Genomic DNA, 18,108 nt, shown 5'->3' on the forward strand with positions numbered 1-18,108 from the left:
ACGCACGTGCATACGGTCACCTATGCTTGTTTGAACATCTGGATTCCGGAGAGGGTGGGCATGCTTAGCGGCGAACGCCACGAGAAGATTCTGCGCGAGCTTGAAATGCGGGGATCCCTGACCGTCAATGGGTTCGCGGAGAAGACCGGGCTGTCCACCATGACCATCCGCCGGGACCTGACGCAGCTTGCTGCCCAAGGGCTGCTGCGCCGGGTCCACGGCGGTGCCGTTCCCGTCCCCGCCGAACGGCAAGGCGACACTGTTCACAGGAGATCCCGCCAGCCGCTCGCGACCCTGGGCCTTATTGTCCCGACCACGGGCTACTACTTTCCGGAGGTCATCCGCGGCGCGGAATCAGCCGCCAGGGAACTGAACGCCCGGCTGATTCTGGGGGTCAGCAACTACTCCGCGGAGGACGAACACCGGCAGCTCCAACGCATGGTGGCCAACTCCGTGGACGGGATACTGTTGGCAACCGCCGGATCCCTTGAACCCGGATCTCCAACGTTCGAGCTGCTGTCCGGGCTGCGAATCCCCGTAGTGCTCGTGGAACGTTCAAGCCGCGTGTTCGAATCCGTGATGTCCGATCACAGCTATGGTGCTGAGCTTGCCCTTGAGCACCTCGCATCCCTGGGCCACCGCAGGATAGGGCTTGCCATCGCCACCAGCCCCACAGCGCCGTGGCTCCGTGAAAGCCACGAGCGCATGGTAGCCAAGCTGGGGCTCGAAACCGATGCGCCCATCATGGAATACGTTCGTTCAGTGGTGGGCGCAGGCAACAACCAAAAAGAGTTCGCGAAATTCCTCAGAGACTGCCGTCGCACTGAGACGCACGCGGCCCTGGTGCTCCCGGACGAGGAAGCCATCACGTTGATTAACCTCGCCGAGGAATCGGGGCTTGACGTCCCGGAGGACCTGGCGATCGTGGCCTACGACGACGAGGTCGCGGACCTCGCCCCCGTGCCCCTGACATCTGTCGCCCCTCCGAAGCGGGACGTAGGCCACGCCGCCGTCGCCATGTGCATGGAACGTCTTGCCGGAAAGACCGGCTCTGCGGTTTCGCCGGCCCTCCGCCGCGTGAGCCTGGCCCCGAAACTGATCATCCGGGAGTCCACCGTGCCGGGGGAGGACGTGGAGTAGGGGGAGCAGCTCTGAGAAATGTCAGTGGCGGTCAATAGGTTTGTGTGCATGACTGATTCGCGTGCCCTGGCTTTACCCGCAGATTACAAAGATCTCTTAGACGCGCTCAAGAAACGCGTGCGCGATGCGCGTCAGACCGCCCGTCGAACCGTCAACACACAGCTGATCGAGTTGTATTGGTCGATCGGGAAGACTGTGTTGGAGCGCCAGCAGGCGGAGCAATGGGGGAGCGGGGTCATGGGACGCCTGGCCGAGGACCTCCGTGCAGAGTTCCCGGAGATGAAGGGCCTATCGCGATCCAACCTTTTCTATATGCGGGGATTCGCAGCCGCCTGGCCGGATTCAATTGTCCAACAAGCCGTTGGACAATTGCCGTGGGGCCACATCACAGTGCTGTTGGACAAACTAGACATGCCGGAGGACCGGGATTTGTACGATGGCGCCGCAGTTGACCACGGCTGGTCTCGCAACGTCCTGCTGAACATGATCATGAACCGGACGTTGGAAAGGACAGGCGCGGCGCCATCGAACTTTGTCCAACGGCTTGTTGGACAAGATTCCGAACTGGCCCAGCAGGTGGCCAAGGACCCCTACAGCTTCGAATTTCTCGGCCTGTCGGGGGAAGTCGCCGAACGGGACCTTGAACTGGCCCTTACCAGCCGAATCACTGAAACCCTCAGGGAACTCGGGCCGGGATTCTCGTTCGTTGGCCGGCAGGTCCACTTCGATGTCGACGGCGACGACTACTACGTCGACATGCTGTTCTTCCACATGGACCAGAACCGGTACGTCGTCGTAGAGCTCAAGACAGGAAAGTTCCAGCCTGAGTACGCCGGCAAGCTGAACTTTTACGTTGCCCTTGTGGATGACATGCTTCGCCGGGAGCATCACAACGAAACGATTGGCATCCTGATCTGCGGCACTAAGAACGACCGCAGCGTCAGGTACAGCCTCGGGCGGTCAACCTCACCCATGGCAGTCGCCGCCTATACATACGACAAGCTCCCAGCCTCCGAACAGCAAGCCCTGCCCAACGAAAGCCACCTGGTCGCTGCCCTCGAATGGGCAGAACCTGACGAGGGACAGACCGAACACACTTAGGCGGTAACGCCAACAATTGAAGTCACTCCCGCCACGGCGTGAACCGCGGCCACCACCCCGGGACATGGCGTCGGTAGTTCAGGTATTGCTCGCCGTAGGTCTCGGTGAGGGTTGGTTCCTCGTAGCCCTTCACAAACGCGACTACCGCGGCGAGGACAATCACCGCATAGATCACCAGCCCCCAACTTCCGAACAGCAGTGCTTGGCCCAGAATGATGCTCAGCACCGCGAGGTACATCGGATTGCGCACAAAGCGGTAGGCGCCCCTCACCACCAGCGTTTCAGTGGGAGCCACAGGAGCGGGCGTTCCGCGGTGCACGGCAAACAACGCGAAAGCGTGTAGGAGGAAGGCCACGCCAGCAGCGATGGCGCTCCACGCAAAGAACAACGCAATCCACGCTGAGCCCCAGTCAAACCACCGCCAGCCGGAGATCAGCCCGGGAACGAGTCCTGCCACGATGCCAGGGGCGAGGAACAGGAAGAGAACCGTCCCGATCCACGCACGTGCTGGTGAGCTTGCCTGGGCCATGCGCGCCAGAATAGCCCCACCCGGCTTACCGCGCGACCCTCCCGCCGACTCGGCGTCCGGACTAGCATGGCGCGCATCAAAGAGCCCTGGAAGAACTCACCAAGAGGAGCACACCCTGGGAATTCTCTCCGTTGACCTTTTCATCACCCTCGACGGCGTGTATCAAGCGCCGGTCGGTCCCGACGAGGATACGTCGGGCGGGTTCGAGTTCGGAGGTTGGCAGGCGGCTTACTCGGACGAGGAGAGCGGCGAGGCGATCGTCGCAGGAATCGACCGGATGGACGCGCTGCTGCTGGGCCGCAGGACCTATGACATCTTCGCCGGGTTCTGGCCCAACCAGAGTGACCACATTGCCGACACCTTCAACGCCCTGCCGAAGTTTGTGGTCTCGCGGACCCTGAGAGACCCCGGATGGACAGGGACCACAGCATTGCCGGACGTTACGGACGTGGAAGCTTTGAAGGACAGATTCCAAGACATCCACGTCATCGGCAGCGGCGACCTCGCCAGGTCATTACTCGAAGCAGACCTCGTGGTCCGGCTCAACTTGTACCTCTACCCGCTCACGTTTGGCTCGGGTAAGCGCCTGTTCCCCGACGGAGCCGGCGTGCCCGCGGCCTTCCGCCTGGCGCAGCCACCGCGTGGCTTCGCGAAGGGCGCCGTCGCCCTCGTTTACGAGCGGGCCGGCGCCCCGGTCACAGGCATCGACATCAGCCAGGCCTAACAGCGCACCAAGTACTGCAAGCACAACAGAAGCGTTCGACGGCGGGTGGCAACCCGCCGTCGAACGCTTCTGTTTGGTGGAACTAGCTCAACACAGGCTCGGACAAAGGCGCGCGCTGCACCTTTCCTCGAACCACAATCAATGCGACCAAAGCGATCAGGATGTAAATCATGTTGGCCGGCCCGGCAAGCACCAGGAAGGGGCTCTGCGGGCCGGCGGCTGCCTGGTCAATGCCGCCTGTGGCGAGGAAAAGGGTGGGATCGTACAGTGCGTGAAGGATGATCGGCCAGATCAGGTTGCCGGTGACGCGCAGGGTCAGGTACATGCAGATCCCGAACCCGAAGGTGAAACCGACAGTCACCAGGACTGTGGCGATCGGTTGACCGGAAAGGGCGTTGGCTGCGTGCAGGAGGGCGAAAATCAGCGATGAAAGCACCATGACCACCCACTCGGACTTCCCTGAGTCCCGCAGCATTTTCACTACGATGCCACGCGTCAGCACCTCTTCGGCGAAGCCGATTAACAAGCCAGTGAGGAGGGTGACCACCACCACCGAGGCCTCATAGCTGCCGTAATCGATGCCCAGGAAGCGAAGGACAATAGCGACCACCAAGAAGAACGGCGCCACCCACATCCACCACTTCCCCTTGATGGGCTGCGGCGCGAAGAGCGGCCTGAGCCAGCCTGTGGAGGACAAGAAGGCCAGCAGCACCACACTGCCAACAATCAGCGAGAACGTGATGCCGAAGAACACACTCTGAGGCGTGCGGAAGATGTCCTCCGTGTCTATCTGGTCTCCCGCGACCGCACCGATCGGCAGGCCGGCGCCCAGATAGAAGGCCATGTAGAGCACCACCAAGAGAAGGGACCGCCACCACCCGCCCCGGTTCCAGAATGCTTTCCAGCCGGATGTGAGTGAATCCTGCCCCATGTACGGTCCCCTTTTCATGGAATACGGGATGCGTTTGCCCCCGCTAAAAACCTACTGCATTCAGCTCCTGCGCCGATCGCCAGGCATGCCGGTAATACTGGGCGTGCGCCACCATGGACGCGGCCTCTTCATCGATGATGACCGTGGCGTGGGGATGCTGCTGAACCACCGAGCCAGGCACGGCCGAGGAGACAGGTCCTTCCAACGCTGAGGCAACGGCATGTGCCTTGTTCGCCCCGAAGGCCAGGAGGACCAAGTGCCTAGCACGGAGGATGGTCCCCAGCCCTTGGGTGATGCAATGCGTTGGAACCTCGTCAGGGTTGCCGAAGAATCGGGCGTTGTCCCTGCGGGTTTGCTCCGCCAAGGCCTTGATCCGGGTGGGTGAAGCCAATGAGGAGCCCGGTTCGTTGAAGGCGATGTGTCCGTTGGAACCGATGCCCAAAATCTGGAGGTCGACGCCACCGGCCCCGGCAATCAAGGCTTCGTACTCCGCCCCGGCCCGGCCAATGTGTTCGCCAGTTCCGCGCGGTGTGAAGACCTGATCCGGATTCAATCCCAACGGCTCAACCACTTCGCGGGTGATGACCGAGCGGTAGCTTTCCGGGTGCTGCGGAGGAACCCCCAGGTACTCGTCCAGGGCAAAGCCATGTACGCCGGAAACATCGATCCGATGGTCACGGACGGCCCGCGCCAAAGCTGCGTACGTGGAGAGTGGGGTGGAGCCCGTAGCCAGGCCCAGCACGGTAGCGGGATTCGAACTGATCTGCTGGGCGATGATGGAAGCGGCGAGGGAGCCGGCCTCGGCCTGGTCGCGGACAATGATGATTTCTGCCATGGGTTTCCTAACATTTGGGTGCGTCACTAGCTGCCTACTGTCACGGGGACTCCCGTTTCGAGGCTCCTGTTGGTTGCTTCCACGATGGCCACGATGCTGAGGATTTCGGGCAGCGGCACATTGGGCCTGCCGCTGCGGCACGATTCCACGATGTCCTCAAGGAGGCCCACCAGCATCGGGGGCCCGGCTTCAATCGAGAAAGTGGCCAGACCCTCGGTGGTTTCAATCCGGCCCAGCGTGTGCGGGGCCCATTCGGATTCGCCGCTCAGGGTCGCCACCCGGCCGTCGCCCCACCTGACCGTCACCGAGGTTGGCCTGACAGCCGTTCCTGGCCCCTCGGCGTCGACCATTGCCTTTCCGGTGCGGGTGGCGACAGAACCAAGCGCCGCAACGGCGAGGTCCACCAGGTGCACGCCGTACCAGGCGAAGCCGGGGTGGCCCGGTTGGGTTGGAAGCGGACCGTCAAGCCACACCTGTCGAGCGGTGGCAGAACCAAGAGCCCTCTGGAATTCCGGCGTGAATCGCTTGGGTGACCCGGCCAGTACCAAGGAACCGGAAGCCCGGGCCTGGGCGAGCATTCGTCGTGCCTCAGCGAGAGTCGGGGCGAAGCGCGTGTCCACGTAGATCGGCTTGCCGTATCGCACCACCCGCTCAAAGTAGCGCGGGTGCGTCCGTGCATCCGAGGACACGATCAGTAGGGCGTCGCAAGCCTCGGCCACCGCTTCCGGCGAGTCGCACATGGTGACGCCGAGCCCGCTCACCTCGTCCGCGAAGCTGCCGATACGGTCGCGGCTCAAAGGAAAGTCCGACGACGCCTCCCCCTTCCAAGCGTGCGTCACCGTGCCGCCGGGGACCACGCCGTCGATGCCATTGCCGAAGAGACGCGTAAAGGAAGGCGCGTGCGGGGAGTCGACCCCGATGAGCCCAAAACGGATCGGCGCGGCAGAGGTCATCCTTTGACCCCGCTGTGCGTGATGCTGGCGACGATGTGCTTTTGCAGGAGGGCGAAGATCACCAGGCACGGGATGAAACTGACCAGTGTTGCTGCCATAACGTTGGACGTGGAGGCGGTCTCGGTGTTCAACGTTGCCAAGCCCACCGTGAGCGTCCTGGCTGCGTCCGACTGGCCCACCACCAAGGGCCACAGGAGATCATTCCAGTGCCACAGGAAGACGAAGATTGCCAGAGTCGCCAGGACGGGACGGATCAAGGGGAGGACGATCTGCCAGAACGTCCGCCATTCGCCGGCACCGTCGATGCGGGCGGCATCGAAGAGTTCCTCGGGCATGTCCCGTACGAACTGCCGGATGAGGAAGATCGCCTGGGCGTTGGCCAGCGTGGGCAGGATCAGCCCCCAGAGGGTGTTCACCCCGCCCATTTTGGAGATGAGGATGAACGTGGGGATCAGGGTGGCTTGGACGGGCACCATCATGGTGGCGATGATGGCCCACAGCAGCGCGTTCCGTCCCGGGAACCTCTTGCGGGCCAACGCGTAGGCGGCCATGGATGCCGTGAGCAACACAACCACCACGGACACAGCCGAGTACAGGAACGAGTTCCAGAGCCAGAGAGGAAACTCGCCCACGTTAAAGATGCGGACAATGTTGTCCAACGTCAGCGACGACGGCAGCGCATACGGCAACGTGGGCGCGTCGGCGGGGGAAAGCGCCAGCACTGCAACGGCAATGAGCGGTGCAACGGTGAAGAGCGAGATTACTGCCAACACCCATGTCAGGGTGCGCTGGCGGCGCTTCTCGGTATTCCGCCGGGGACTATGCCCGGCGGGGCCTTGGACGGGACGTCCGGCGGGGTGACGCCCACCAGCTGGAGTGGAAAGGGTGGCGGTCACTTGGAGTCCTTACCTTCGAAGAAGCGCTGCTGGATGAGCGAGAGGATGAGCACAATGACGAACAGCACCACGCCGATGGCCGATGCGTAGCCGAAGTCGAAGAACTTGAAGCCTTCATCGAACAGGAAGTAGATGAGGCTGTGGCTGGCCCGGGCGGGTCCGCCTCCGGTCATCACGTAGATGGTGTCGAAGACCTGGAACCCCACGATCGTCTCGATGACCAGGACGAAGAACACCACGGGCTTCAGGAGCGGCAGCGTCACGTACCAAAACGATTTCCACGCGCCGGCCCCGTCAATGCGGGCGGCTTCGTGGACTTCAGCGGGCTGGGCTTTGAGGCCGGCCAGGAAGATCAGCATGGAGTAGCCGAAGCCTTTCCACACTGACACCACGGCCAGGGACAAGAGGACCAGCAGTTGAGGGCCTGAGGTGAAGGGAACGGGCCCCATGCCCAAGCTGCCCAGTGCGGCATTGAGCGGACCGTCGGTGGAGAAGATCCAGGTCCAGATGATGCCGGCCATCACGAACGAGCTGAGGTACGGAATGAAGAGCAACGCCCGGAAGGTGCCGGTGAACCGGACCAGTTTGTCCAGGAGGACGGCCCCGGCCAGTGACACGGCGATGATGAACGGAACAAAGATCGCCACGTACAGGAATGTCACGCGCAGGCTTGCCAGAAGTTGGGGTCCTCGGCCAGGCGCACGTAATTATCTGCGCCTAGGAACTCGAAATCACCGTTGAGGCTGTACTCGGTCAGACTCATGGCTCCGGCCCCAAAGATGGGGAGGAATTTGAAGAGGCCAAAAATGATCAGCGTGGGAAGCACGAACAGGATGCCGGCCAGCGCCTCGCGGCTGCGGGCTTTCTTGGCCCCGAAAGGCTTGAGCTGTGGGGCCGTCAACTCGGGATGTCGGCCGGCCAGCGTGTTTCTGGTTCGGGTGTTTATGGACATGGGGTGACCAATCGGTGGTGGGGCCGGGCTTAGGATGCCGAGCGCTGCAGGATGCCGCGGGCTTCCGTGGCTGCACGGTCAAGGGCTTCTTTGGCGGTGACATCACCGCGGAGGGCGGCCTGGATGTTGGGAGCCAGGGCACCCATGACCTGGCGTGCAACAGGTGACGATTCTCCGGGGTTGGCGGTCTTCAAAGCTTCTGCCATGGCCAGGGAGTCCGCGTCCGTGCCCAATGCCGCGGCGTCCGTCCGGGTGGGGAGGTTTCCCGCGGCGGCATTGAGGGCCTTCTGGGACTCGGCCGAGCTCAAGTAGCTCATCACCTTGTATGCGGCTTCCCGGTTTTCCTTCTTGTTGATGGAGGTCAGTGCCAGCAAACCGGGGTTGCCGTAGGTCGCCTGTACCTTGCCCTGCAACGGAGCGCCCAGTGCAACGTTTTCGGCCCCGAGCGCGGCGCGCATCTGCTTCAATTCCGGCAATGACGTGGTGGCCCGCATCGCGGCCTTGCCGGTGGCGATCGGAGCACCTTCAACCTTGGGTCCATCGGTGGCCGCATCCGCGGGAAGCCCGCCGAGCTTCTTCAAGTCGATCAGTAACTGGAGTGCCGAAACACCGGCCTCGGAATCGAAAGCGATGTCCTTGGCGTCATCGGTGAAAACCGTTCCGCCGGCCTGCCACAGCAGCGGATAGAAGGACAGGTTGAGCGTCTGCTCGGGGCTTCCGGCGTAGTCCATCACGGCAACGCCCTCCTTCGCCAGAACCGGCGCCGCGCTGCGCAGGTCATCCCAGGTCTTGGGCAGCGGTACTCCTGCGTCCGCGAAGATCTTGGTGTTGTAAGCGGTGGTGTTGATGTTCTGGAACAGCGGAACGCCAAATACTTCGTCGTCGAACGTCGCGGCCTCCAGCGTGCCGGGGTAGAAGCTGTCCTTGTCCTGCTCAACAGCCTTATCTACTGGCAGCAGGCCGCGGACGTTACGGTACGTGGCTGCTTGGTCAGGCGTAATAAGTACGACGTCGGGTCCCGAGCCGGCGGCAAGCGCCGCCGAGATCTGGGCGTCCCGCTTGTCGAACGTCTGGAGCTCGATGGTCAGGTCGATTCCGGGGTTGGCCGTCTCGAAGCTTGCCTCAGTGTCCTGCCAGAACTTCTTGCTGGCGGTCTCGTCCTTGATGACGGGGTACATCCAGAGCGTCACCTTGCCGGTGGCCTGGCCGCCGTCGGACGTTGACGAACCGGCTGAACCGCAAGCGGTGAGCGTCAAAGCCGCGGTAACGACGACGGCTGTGGCCAAAGTGGCGGTGCGCATTTTTCGAGTAAACATGGTGACTACTTTCGGGTGAGGGTGGCTTCGTGGATCGCGTCGAGGGCGAGCTTGTGGCGGCTGGCTGCTACGGGGGCGGTAAGGAGGGGATCGCCGCATTCCCGCATCCAGTCGAAGAGGGTTGCGGAGAGATCCCTGAGGATTTCCGACTGCTCCGGCTGGCCTGCGATGTTGTCCAGTTCTTCTGGATCCACGGTGAGGTCGTAGAGTTCCAGCGCCGGGCTGGTGCCGATGGTTGGCCCGCCAAGGTCTGCCGGTAGGCTGCGGTGAATCCAGGATTGGGTGGGATCCATGGCGCGTGGTGCGTTGGAGAAGTTGACGATCAGCTTGTGCGTGGATGTCCGCACTGATCGTTTGGGGTCGTAATACGTGTGGTAACTCAACTGGCTGAAGCAGTGGCTTCGCGGAGCCTCGCCTGCTTCGACGGCCGGACGCAGGCTGGCCCCGGCGAGGCCTTCCGGGAAGGGCAGTCCGGCCAGCTCCAGCAAGGTGGGCAGGACGTCCACGTGGCTGACGATGTCCGTCACGCGTTTCCCGGACCATGCCGCGTTGCCGGGGTGGCGAAGCATCAGCGCAACGCCCAGTCCGGCGTCGTACAAGGTGCATTTGGCGCGGGGCAGCGCAAGGCCGTGATCGGTGGTGAACAGCACCAGTGTCTGGTCTCGGAGGCCCAACGAATCGAGTTCCGCGAGAATGCTGCCCACGCCTTCGTCCATGTGCTTCACGGCGCCCTGTAGTTCGGCGATTTCCTCGCGGGCGCCATCGTTGTCCACCAGGTGGGCAGGGACTGTATGCCCCCGCGAGACGTCCGGGTTCACGCCGTCGGCCAGGAACCCCATGACGCCTGGGCGGTCCCGTTCGGACGGCACCCGGTGCGGTTCCGTGAAGCCCACTTGAAGGTAGAAGGGACGGTCGCTGCCGGACATCCGACGCAGTGCGTCAGTGGCGCGATGAACGACGACGTCCCGCGCACCTCCCGTACGGGCACGGTCGAAGCCAAGCCTGCCGGCCACAATATCGTCGGCCAGAACCCGGGATTCATGGTGCACGCCAACCAGCTCGGTCTGATAGCCGGCCGACTTCAACCTGTAGGCGATGTGCTGGGAGGGTTCCTTCAGGTCCCAGCCGAACGGCTCGTGGGTGAGGCCCAGGACGCCGTTGCTCTGCGGATACGTCCCGGTGAACAGTGAGGCGCGGGCAGGGCTGCAGTGCGGGGCCGTTGCGAAGGCCTGTTCGAAGAGGGTGGATTCGTCTGCCAGGGCGTCCAGGTTGGGTGTGGAGACGGTCTCCACGCCATACGTGCCCAGGAAGCGGCCCAGATCGTGGCAATGGATCAGGAGAATGTTGCGCATTTTCAGCCCATTCGTTCGAGGTCGGTGCGGGTGAGGGCGTGTTCCAGGGGTTCGCCGCTGATGTAGCGGCGGAGTTCGTCAACCACAATGCCGCCGGCCCGGCGCCTGGAGTCCGCGGTGGCCCCTCCGAGGTGGGGCGTAAGGAGCACGTTGGGCAGCGAACGCCAGGGGTTGTCCGTGGGCAGGGGCTCGTGGTCGAAGACGTCCAGCGCTGCATCAATCCGGCCCGAGTGGACCTCTTTGTAGAGGGCATCCATGTCCACGATGGTGGAGCGGGCAGTGTTCACCAACGCAGCCCCGTCCGGAAGCAGGGCAAGCTCGGCAGCACCGATGAGACCTTCGGTTTCCGGAGTGGCCGGAGCGTGGATCGCCACCACATCGCTGCCAGCCATCAGATCGTGCAGGTTTGCTGAGTGGGCCGCGAGGGGATCTCCCGCGGGAATGTAGGGGTCGTAGACGGACACCTTGGCGCCGAGTGCCAAGCAGGCGTCAATGTAGCGGCGTCCTGTCCTGGACGCTCCAACTACCCCAACGCGGGCCCCGGAGATTTCGCGGGCCCTGCTGACGTTGCGGGCGTCGTCCCAACTGGCTCCCGTCCGGAGGCTGTGATCCAACAAGTGCACACGGCGCAACAGATTCAGCGTGAAGGTCAGAGACAGTTCCGCGACGGCCGGTGCCATGGCTGCGCCCGCTTGGGAGATGGGGATGCCGGCGGCCCAGAAGTCGTCGCTGACCAGGGCGTGCAGCGAAGACGCTGCATGGACGACGCACTTGAGGTTCGGCGCCGCTGCCAAGTGTTCGGCGTCGAGACGGGGGAATCCCCAAGCGGTGATGAATGCGTCCTGGTCTGCGGCAGCGGCCGCGAAAGCATCCAAGGACTGGAGCTCGGCGGGGGCGATTTCAGTGATGTCGCCCAGCTCGCTGAGGGCAGTGCGGGTTTCGGGAGAGATGAACGCTGCCCGTTCGGCGTCCGGGATGCTCAGCAGGATCCGCAGCCGGGCTGCTGTGGGGGGCGAGCAGGGTGATGCAACGCCTTTGTTGATGTTCATGAGACCGAGATTGCCAGCTTCAATATCTTTTGTCAATGACTAAAGTAAGTACAATGGGCAGTGTGAAGACATCCGGACCGCGGATGCCAGAATGGGGGAGATCCCTTGCGACGCAACAACAGGAGCCACGAGCTATGAAGCCACGCGCAGGCAGCAAGGCCCTGATCCGCGAGATCAACGAGGCCCTGGTGCTGGACATCGTCCGCACACAGGCGCCGGTATCCCGCGCCAAAATCACGATCCAAACCGGTTTGAGCGCAGCCAGCGTCACCGGGATCACCGGCAAGCTGGTCCTTTCCGGGCTGCTGGTGGAAACCGAGATTGCGCCCAGCACGGGTGGCCGTCCGGCGCGTCTCCTGGAGCTGGGGCGCGAAGGCGTCTTCGCAGCTGGGGTGAGACTGTCCGCCACGGAGGCACACGCCGTCGTGGTCGATTTGCGCGGTGACGTGGTGGCAACGCACAGCGAGCCGTTGGCATCCACCGAGCCCGACGAGGCGGCAGCGGCCGCTGCCCGGGCTGTTCGATCCGCGGCAGGGCAGATGGAGTCCAGGCTGATCGGGGTGGGCGCAGCCGTTTCCGGCGTGGTGGATCAAGCCGGCGGTCTGGTGCGGCATAGCGGGGCGATGGGCTGGACTGACATCAAATTCCAAATGCTTCTTGAAGAGGCTGTGGGCCAAGCCGTCGTCGTGGACAGTTTCGTCAACGCCTACGCACGCGGTCTGCTGTTCGACGACGTTTTCAAAGGTCGCGAAATGCTCATCTTCAGCGTCGGCACCAGCTTGGGGGCCGCCGTCGTGATTGAAGGCCGCATCCAGCGCGGCTTCAACGGCGCGGCTGGCGGCTTTGCCCATTCGCGTGCGATCACCGGACCCGGACCGGCCAGGCCCTGCCACTGCGGAGCCGAAGATTGCTGTGAAACCCGCGGCAGCCTGTGGGGCATGCAGCAGGAGCTGGAGCGAAACGGCCAGAACCGGAAGATAGACCCCGACGTCGATTCCAGCCTGATTGCCGACGCCGCCTTGCATCTGGGTATCGGCATGGCGAACGCCGCCAAGGTCCTCGGGCCCGAGCAGGTAGTGGTGGGCTTCGCGCCCGAAGCTAATCTGGGGACGTTTGCCGAGCAGACCAAGCACGCGTTTATGAGTCAGTACCTTCACGCCAACACTCCGCCTCCACTGTTTGATGCAGCCGTTGCAGATCCTGTGGCCCTGGCCCGGGGTGCTGCGTGCTCCGTGCTGGCTGGCCTGTTCACAGCTAGCCCAACTGGGTAGCAGCAGATGTCGTTTTGAGGGTTCAGAACGGCATCTGCTGCTACTTACATGGGGCTAACGCCGCATGGTTTGCATGGTCTGCTGATCGTCGATCCGGACAAGGTTCGGGCCGCGCAGCGTATAGAGCAATCCGTCTTCATCCGCCGTGATGTGCGGTCCGCTGTACCAACCGCCGTTGATGTCAGCAACAACAACAGAGGCGGCGAAAGTGATCGGATCTATGCGGAACACCGTGGTGTCGGAGACGCCGTAGACAATCCCGCGGCTGACCTGAAGAGCTCCGAAGTCCGTGCACACCGCGCTCAGGTCACCCCGATGAACCACCTGCCGTGTATCCAGATCGATCACGAACAGGCCGGCAGCCTTGCGGGACATGCCGTAAAGGAACTTGCCATGGATCGCCATCGCCGCAATGCCCTGAGGCTGCCCTGGATCCAGGCGCCACAACTCCTGGTTGGCCACGGGGTCCCAAGCCACCACGGTGCTGCGGGGACCGGTGGCGTAGATGTTGTCGCCACCCAGGTAGGCCACTCCGTCCTTGGTCGCCACGGCACGGACCATCTGGAGGGCATCGATCGGGTTGACCTTGGTGATGACCTGCGTGGTGGAAGGCTTGTAGGCGGCGAAGCAGCCGCCACCTCCGGTGTCGTTCTGGGCTCCGGCAATGACCAGCCCGTTGACTGCGTCCCAGCAGACATCCAAGGGGCGGTTCTGCCCGGCGGGCAACGCGGCCACTTGGTAGGGCAGTTGCCCGGTGGCGGGATCGTAGGCGTAGATTCCCCGCGAGTTGTACTGGCCCGTGTAGAGGACACCGCCTACCATCACGGCGTCTTTGGCTTCACCTGTTGCCCGGAGATAGGACACCTGTTCCGTGGCCAGTTGGTGCCTGGCAATGGTTCCGGTGCCGCCCACATAAACGTCCCCGGCGCCCGCTGCGAGACCCATGCATAGCTGAGGTCCGCCCGGCGCTCCGGCCTGTTGGAGGTCATGCTTGACGGCGGTCTTCGCCACGGGATCGATCTCAATGACGTCATAGGAAGACACTGTGAGCGCCTTGCTGCCGTAGACATCCAAGCCCCACATGGCACCCACATCTTCCGTGAGGATTTGAGTGATCTTCTTGGTGACCATGTTGTAAGACCACACGCCCGGTTCCTTGACGAAGAAGACGTCGTTGCCCAGTTGCCTGAACATGACGCCCGTCTTGGCGATGATGGTGTACTGGGCGTGGTTGGCAAGGTTGATCAGCACGGACTTACCGGGGCCCTTGACCCCCACTCCGAGCTGCCCGTTCAGCACGCTGAGGGAGGTGACCGAGACACCGGTTGCTACTTCTGCCGGCAGGATGTTGGTTGACGTCTTCGTGGTCCGGTCGAAGGCGAACAGGCGGCCGGGACTTGATCCGTTGCCGCCTCCCAGCGTGCTGCCCGTGCCGAAATACACGTGGCTGGCAGTGGCGGCCACAGCTTGGGCAATGGTGGCTCCGGGGTCCGGTATGCCCCAGCTGGTCATGGCATTCGTGGCGGGATCGAATTCCCACAGGGAAGGTGCATTGGTGGTTAGCCCTCCGCCGGCAAGGTAGACCTTTCCGTCAGGGGCCACGGCCAGGGCCCGGATGTCGCGGTCTCCGGTTTCGCCCACGCCCACTGCCGGCACGTTGGGCGTGCTGAGGTCCCAGCGGTACAGGTTCGGCTTTCCATCGATTCCATCGCGCAGAACACCTGCGTACAGGTAGCGGCCGGTGGAGTCGGCGGCCAAAGCCTGGATGCTGTACCCCGAGCCGAGGTCTGTCCGTGACGTGATGGTGCCGGTGGGGAGGTGGTATCCAATCACCCGTACCGGGTTCAGGTTGCGGGACCCGATGTAGACGGTGTCGCCCACCAGCAGTGAACTCATGAGGGAAAACTGAACGACGGCGGGTCCAAGGTCGGTGATCTGCGGGGCTCCCGTGGTCTGCCTGCCTGGAGCGGCTTGGGCGGCGCCGGAGGACATTGCCGACAGTGCTACGGCGAGCCCGCCGATGCCCCCGGTCTGCAGCAATTGACGACGATTGATGGCGAAAGTGGACATGGAAGATCTCCTCATTGAGTGTCCCGTGGGGTGGTTCCAAGAGTGTTATCCGTGCTGTGGGGACGTTTCCGGAGGCGTCCTGTGCACTCCATCCAGCGTTTCAGCCAGCCATCAGTAAATCCATGATTCGAACATTTTCAGACATCCCACGTGTGGTGGTCCGCAGGGTCAGCACGCTGGTGTTCCCGGCGGAAACCGCTTGGCGAGGACCCGGTCTTCTTGGTGAAGAGTCGGCTGAAATAAGCGGGATCGTCATAACCGGTGAGGGACGCGATCCTTTGAACGGGAAGGTCCGTGTCAGCCAGCAGCGACTGGGCGCGCTGCATCCGGAGTTGGATGATGAGCTCCTTGGGACCAACACCGGTAGCGCTCTGCACTGCCTGCCGGAGCTCTGGAACCGGGACCTTGAGCGAGGCGGCCAGCTGGGACAACGTCAGCGGCAAATGGGCCGCTTCGCGAAGTGCGGAGAGCAGCCTGTTGTCTTTTGCCCGGGCGTCGATGGTGACCGGACTGGGCTGCGTGCCCGTCTGGACCAGTACCCGCTGGCAGAGTACGGAGGCGTCCAGATCTCCTTGTGGTCCACCCGTTAGGAGAGATTGGCGGAGGGCGGAAAAAAGTCCAAGAGACTCCTCCAGGCCGACCTCCGAGGAGCCATCAAGCTGCACGAGAGCTTGGCTCCGCACGAAGCACCCCAGCTCCTCCAATGCCCTCGCCGTAGGTCCGGTGAACAATAACCAATGCTCTTTCCACCCCATCGGCCCAGGTCCATACCCGTGGCTGACTCCGGGGAAAAGCCGAATGATCGCAGGAGCCTGGACCGTGAAACGCCTGCTGCCCACAGTGAAGTGCCCGGATCCTTCGCTCACCAGCACTATGGCATGGCTGCTGAGGGTTCGACCGGCAAAGGACGGCAACATCCCACTCTGCTCACCGGCACCCAGGCACGCGAGGCCAAGATCCCTCAGGGGAGACGCCGGATGCCGGTATGTTGACCAATCGTCCATGGGCCAATGCTGCCCCGGCCAAGGGCGCAAAACAAACGCCAACGGCAAGCCGGCCCCACTCGCCAAAAAGCCTCACAAAAGTCCAAGTCTTCAGAAACCGGAGTCCATTCACGTGACCGCCCACCACTGCCACAGTGGACACCATGTTGACTTCGAATGGCTATGTTTTGGACGAATCGGAGACCCGCCTCGCCGAGCTGGAACCGGTACCCCTTTCCGAACGTGGAGATCGTGACGCCCTGTGGTCAAGGCTCCGCAGGGACGGATACCTCTACTTGAAGGGGCAGCTCAATCCGCACCATCTGATGGATTTCCGCGAGTTCTACTTTGCATCCCTGGGCGAAGCCAACGTGTACGCGGCAGGAACGGATCCCCGTGCGGGCATTGCGGCGCCCGGGGACGTGGACCGTGCTGCGTTGCGCCGGGGCCTCTTCGACCACATTGTTCCCGGGCCGGAGTATCAAGCACTGTGCACTGCAGAGGGGATTGCCGACTGGTTCGCCTGGTTCCTCGAAGATGACGTCCATCTGCACCGGCGAAAAATCATTCGCCACACCAAGCCCGGTGACAGCGGCATAGGAACGGCCACCCAGGCTCACTACGATCTTGTGTATCTCCGCGAAGGCAGTGATCGTGTGTTGTCCATGTGGATTCCATTGGGTGATTGTCCGCGAGAGCGGGGTGGCTTGGCCTATCTCGAGGGCAGCCACCACTGGGTGATGGCGGAGGAGCGTGAGGGGACGCTGAAGATGCCGGCCGCCTCCATCACTGCGGACCTCCCCGGGCTGGCGCACGAGCGGGACGCCCGGTGGCTCGTGACCGACTACGAGGTTGGTGACGTGGTGGTCCACTCGGCGCATATTGTCCACGCGGCCCTGGACAACGCCGACCTCAACGGCACCATGCGTCTTTCCACCGACATCCGCTACCAGCGCGTCAGCGAACCCATCGATTGGCGCTGGCAGGAGCACTGGAATTACGACGACGGACTATAACCCGCCGCACCCCCGGCACCCTTACTGGGGCTGCCGGGCAGCGCCCCGCCACCACGTCACGGTTGCTTCAGCGGCCTGCGCCAAGGGGGTCGGCTCGAGACCCAGGAGCTTCTGGCTCTGCGAGGAATCCATCACGAACGGGCGCTCAAACTGGTACAGCAATTCGGCAAGCTCGCGCATATCCGTCGAGAAAACTCCGGCGATCCGCAGCACCCATCCGGGCACGGCGCTCACCTTGGGTGCGGCAACGCCTGCGGCCTGCGCATGCGCTGCGGCCATCTCCCGCTGGGTGACTGCCGGGCCTGTGGGGGCGTGCAGCACAGTGTTCCACAGCTCGGGCTGCCGGGCTGCTGCGATCATGGCGGCGGCCAGGTCCGGGACGTACGTGAAGGAATGCAGCTGGTTGATTGACCCGATGAACTGCACTGCCTTGCCCGCCAGGATCGGCGTCACCATCCGCTCCCCGGCATGTGCCATCTTCACGCGGGGTCCGAAGAAATCGCCGGCAACAACGCTGACGGTGCTGGCCGCATGCGCCTGCCGGGCTGCCAGCAGTGCGGTCCGGATGCCGCGCTTGCCACCGGTCGCTTCCCGCGGGCTCGATTCCGTCATGATCCGTGCCGGCTCGCTGTACGAGTACAGGCTTTCCGGAAAAACGACGACGGCGCCCGCGGCTGCCGCGGCATCCATCACCACTTGCTCGGCGTGGGGGAGTTCGGCGGCCCACGCTGCTGCCCGGTAGGCGGAGCCGTGGATGCAATGGAAGACTGCGGCGGCGCCGTTCATCGCCTCATCTAACTGCGCAGGATCCGAGACGTCCGCCCGGACCCGTTCTATCAAGGGATGCTCCGGGCCGCTGCCCGAGCGCGTCAGCACCCGGACTTGATGACCCTGCTCTGCCAGTTGCTCCGCGACGGTGTAGCCAACGGGTCCTGCTCCTGTGACGACGTACATGGGTGCCTTCTTCTAGGTCTCGAGGTCGGATGTTAA

18 protein-coding genes are annotated in these 18,108 nt (G+C 63.3%); 5 read left to right on the forward strand and 13 right to left on the reverse strand.

Annotated features, from left to right (window positions below; all coding sequences use genetic code 11):
- The first annotated feature begins 30 nt into the window (after positions 1-30).
- Positions 31-1,140, forward strand: a complete 1,110-nt coding sequence (locus J3A64_RS21370) for a substrate-binding domain-containing protein (RefSeq protein WP_286176431.1) — start codon at positions 31-33, stop codon at positions 1,138-1,140.
- Between the two features lie 48 nt (positions 1,141-1,188).
- Positions 1,189-2,241: a YhcG family protein gene (locus J3A64_RS21375; RefSeq protein ID WP_210065770.1), complete on the forward strand. Its 1,053-nt coding sequence runs from the start codon at positions 1,189-1,191 to the stop codon at positions 2,239-2,241.
- Positions 2,242-2,263: 22 nt separating this feature from the next.
- Here J3A64_RS21375 and J3A64_RS21380 read toward each other — a convergent pair whose 3' ends face one another.
- Complete coding sequence (locus J3A64_RS21380) at positions 2,264-2,770, reverse strand: isoprenylcysteine carboxylmethyltransferase family protein (protein ID WP_210065772.1); 507 nt, start codon at positions 2,768-2,770, stop codon at positions 2,264-2,266.
- Between the two features lie 115 nt (positions 2,771-2,885).
- Here J3A64_RS21380 and J3A64_RS21385 point away from each other — a divergent pair, with 115 nt between their 5' ends.
- Positions 2,886-3,494, forward strand: coding sequence for a dihydrofolate reductase family protein (locus tag J3A64_RS21385; protein WP_026005706.1), 609 nt, complete (start codon positions 2,886-2,888; stop codon positions 3,492-3,494).
- Between the two features lie 82 nt (positions 3,495-3,576).
- Here the strand turns inward: J3A64_RS21385 and J3A64_RS21390 are convergent, their stop codons facing one another.
- Genes J3A64_RS21390 through J3A64_RS21425 form a run of 9 tightly spaced genes read right to left on the reverse strand, consistent with a single transcriptional unit; the run spans position 3,577 to position 11,778 of the window.
- Positions 3,577-4,425, reverse strand: coding sequence for a CPBP family intramembrane glutamic endopeptidase (locus tag J3A64_RS21390; RefSeq protein WP_210065774.1), 849 nt, complete (start codon positions 4,423-4,425; stop codon positions 3,577-3,579).
- Positions 4,426-4,468: 43 nt separating this feature from the next.
- On the reverse strand, positions 4,469-5,260 hold the full coding sequence (nagB, locus tag J3A64_RS21395; protein ID WP_017200050.1) for a glucosamine-6-phosphate deaminase: 792 nt from the start codon (positions 5,258-5,260) through the stop codon (positions 4,469-4,471).
- Positions 5,261-5,286: 26 nt separating this feature from the next.
- Positions 5,287-6,213 carry a Gfo/Idh/MocA family protein gene (locus tag J3A64_RS21400; protein WP_210065776.1) on the reverse strand — a complete coding sequence of 309 codons (927 nt, stop codon included), beginning with the start codon at positions 6,211-6,213 and terminating at the stop codon, positions 5,287-5,289.
- Positions 6,210-7,109 (reverse strand): carbohydrate ABC transporter permease, encoded by a 900-nt coding sequence (locus tag J3A64_RS21405; RefSeq protein WP_017200049.1) that lies wholly within the window; start codon positions 7,107-7,109, stop codon positions 6,210-6,212. Before J3A64_RS21405 ends, J3A64_RS21400 begins: the two co-directional genes overlap by 4 nt.
- Positions 7,106-7,771: a sugar ABC transporter permease gene (locus tag J3A64_RS21410; protein ID WP_307807221.1), complete on the reverse strand. Its 666-nt coding sequence runs from the start codon at positions 7,769-7,771 to the stop codon at positions 7,106-7,108. The genes J3A64_RS21405 and J3A64_RS21410 overlap by 4 nt, the downstream gene beginning before the upstream one ends.
- Positions 7,768-8,061 carry a hypothetical protein gene (locus J3A64_RS23850; protein WP_286176432.1) on the reverse strand — a complete coding sequence of 98 codons (294 nt, stop codon included), beginning with the start codon at positions 8,059-8,061 and terminating at the stop codon, positions 7,768-7,770. Before J3A64_RS23850 ends, J3A64_RS21410 begins: the two co-directional genes overlap by 4 nt.
- 29 nt (positions 8,062-8,090) lie before the next feature.
- Positions 8,091-9,362, reverse strand: coding sequence for an extracellular solute-binding protein (locus J3A64_RS21415; protein WP_162486191.1), 1,272 nt, complete (start codon positions 9,360-9,362; stop codon positions 8,091-8,093).
- 20 nt (positions 9,363-9,382) lie between these two features.
- Complete coding sequence (locus J3A64_RS21420; protein WP_014922876.1) at positions 9,383-10,729, reverse strand: sulfatase; 1,347 nt, start codon at positions 10,727-10,729, stop codon at positions 9,383-9,385.
- Positions 10,730-10,731: 2 nt separating this feature from the next.
- Positions 10,732-11,778: a hydroxyacid dehydrogenase gene (locus J3A64_RS21425; protein WP_210065778.1), complete on the reverse strand. Its 1,047-nt coding sequence runs from the start codon at positions 11,776-11,778 to the stop codon at positions 10,732-10,734.
- Positions 11,779-11,912: 134 nt separating this feature from the next.
- On the opposite strand from J3A64_RS21425, the gene J3A64_RS21430 reads away from it, so the two are divergent.
- Complete coding sequence (locus tag J3A64_RS21430) at positions 11,913-13,049, forward strand: ROK family protein (protein WP_014922874.1); 1,137 nt, start codon at positions 11,913-11,915, stop codon at positions 13,047-13,049.
- A gap of 54 nt (positions 13,050-13,103) precedes the next feature.
- Here the strand turns inward: J3A64_RS21430 and J3A64_RS21435 are convergent, their stop codons facing one another.
- Both J3A64_RS21435 and J3A64_RS21440 read right to left on the reverse strand, forming a co-directional pair.
- Entirely contained in the window at positions 13,104-15,119 is a 2,016-nt protein-coding gene (locus J3A64_RS21435) for a hypothetical protein (protein WP_210065780.1), read from the reverse strand.
- Positions 15,120-15,256: 137 nt separating this feature from the next.
- Positions 15,257-16,123, reverse strand: coding sequence for an AraC family transcriptional regulator (locus tag J3A64_RS21440; RefSeq protein ID WP_162486190.1), 867 nt, complete (start codon positions 16,121-16,123; stop codon positions 15,257-15,259).
- Between the two features lie 143 nt (positions 16,124-16,266).
- Between J3A64_RS21440 and J3A64_RS21445 the strand changes: the two genes are divergently transcribed.
- Positions 16,267-17,118, forward strand: a complete 852-nt coding sequence (locus J3A64_RS21445; RefSeq protein ID WP_014922871.1) for a phytanoyl-CoA dioxygenase family protein — start codon at positions 16,267-16,269, stop codon at positions 17,116-17,118.
- 21 nt (positions 17,119-17,139) lie between these two features.
- Here J3A64_RS21445 and J3A64_RS21450 read toward each other — a convergent pair whose 3' ends face one another.
- A complete protein-coding gene (locus J3A64_RS21450; protein WP_014922870.1) occupies positions 17,140-18,072 on the reverse strand; it encodes an NAD-dependent epimerase/dehydratase family protein in 933 nt (310 codons plus the stop codon).
- Positions 18,073-18,108 lie beyond the last annotated feature (36 nt).

This window comes from Pseudarthrobacter sp. PvP004 (assembly GCF_017876035.1).
Classification (GTDB): Bacteria; Actinomycetota; Actinomycetes; order Actinomycetales; family Micrococcaceae; genus Arthrobacter; species Arthrobacter aurescens_A.

Excerpts from the sequence above, each read along its gene's own strand:
- J3A64_RS21375 (WP_210065770.1), top strand. The coding sequence starts at position 1,189 with ATGACTGATTCGCGTGCCCTGGCTTTACCCGCAGATTACAAAGATCTC.
- J3A64_RS21380 (WP_210065772.1), bottom strand. The coding sequence starts at position 2,770 with ATGGCCCAGGCAAGCTCACCAGCACGTGCGTGGATCGGGACGGTTCTC.
- J3A64_RS21390 (WP_210065774.1), bottom strand. The coding sequence starts at position 4,425 with ATGGGGCAGGATTCACTCACATCCGGCTGGAAAGCATTCTGGAACCGG.
- nagB (WP_017200050.1), bottom strand. The coding sequence starts at position 5,260 with ATGGCAGAAATCATCATTGTCCGCGACCAGGCCGAGGCCGGCTCCCTC.
- J3A64_RS21400 (WP_210065776.1), bottom strand. The coding sequence starts at position 6,213 with ATGACCTCTGCCGCGCCGATCCGTTTTGGGCTCATCGGGGTCGACTCC.
- J3A64_RS23850 (WP_286176432.1), bottom strand. The coding sequence starts at position 8,061 with ATGTCCATAAACACCCGAACCAGAAACACGCTGGCCGGCCGACATCCC.
- J3A64_RS21415 (WP_162486191.1), bottom strand. The coding sequence starts at position 9,362 with ATGCGCACCGCCACTTTGGCCACAGCCGTCGTCGTTACCGCGGCTTTG.
- J3A64_RS21420 (WP_014922876.1), bottom strand. The coding sequence starts at position 10,729 with ATGCGCAACATTCTCCTGATCCATTGCCACGATCTGGGCCGCTTCCTG.
- J3A64_RS21425 (WP_210065778.1), bottom strand. The coding sequence starts at position 11,778 with ATGAACATCAACAAAGGCGTTGCATCACCCTGCTCGCCCCCCACAGCA.
- J3A64_RS21430 (WP_014922874.1), top strand. The coding sequence starts at position 11,913 with ATGAAGCCACGCGCAGGCAGCAAGGCCCTGATCCGCGAGATCAACGAG.
- J3A64_RS21435 (WP_210065780.1), bottom strand. The coding sequence starts at position 15,119 with ATGTCCACTTTCGCCATCAATCGTCGTCAATTGCTGCAGACCGGGGGC.
- J3A64_RS21440 (WP_162486190.1), bottom strand. The coding sequence starts at position 16,123 with ATGGACGATTGGTCAACATACCGGCATCCGGCGTCTCCCCTGAGGGAT.
- J3A64_RS21445 (WP_014922871.1), top strand. The coding sequence starts at position 16,267 with ATGTTGACTTCGAATGGCTATGTTTTGGACGAATCGGAGACCCGCCTC.
- J3A64_RS21450 (WP_014922870.1), bottom strand. The coding sequence starts at position 18,072 with ATGTACGTCGTCACAGGAGCAGGACCCGTTGGCTACACCGTCGCGGAG.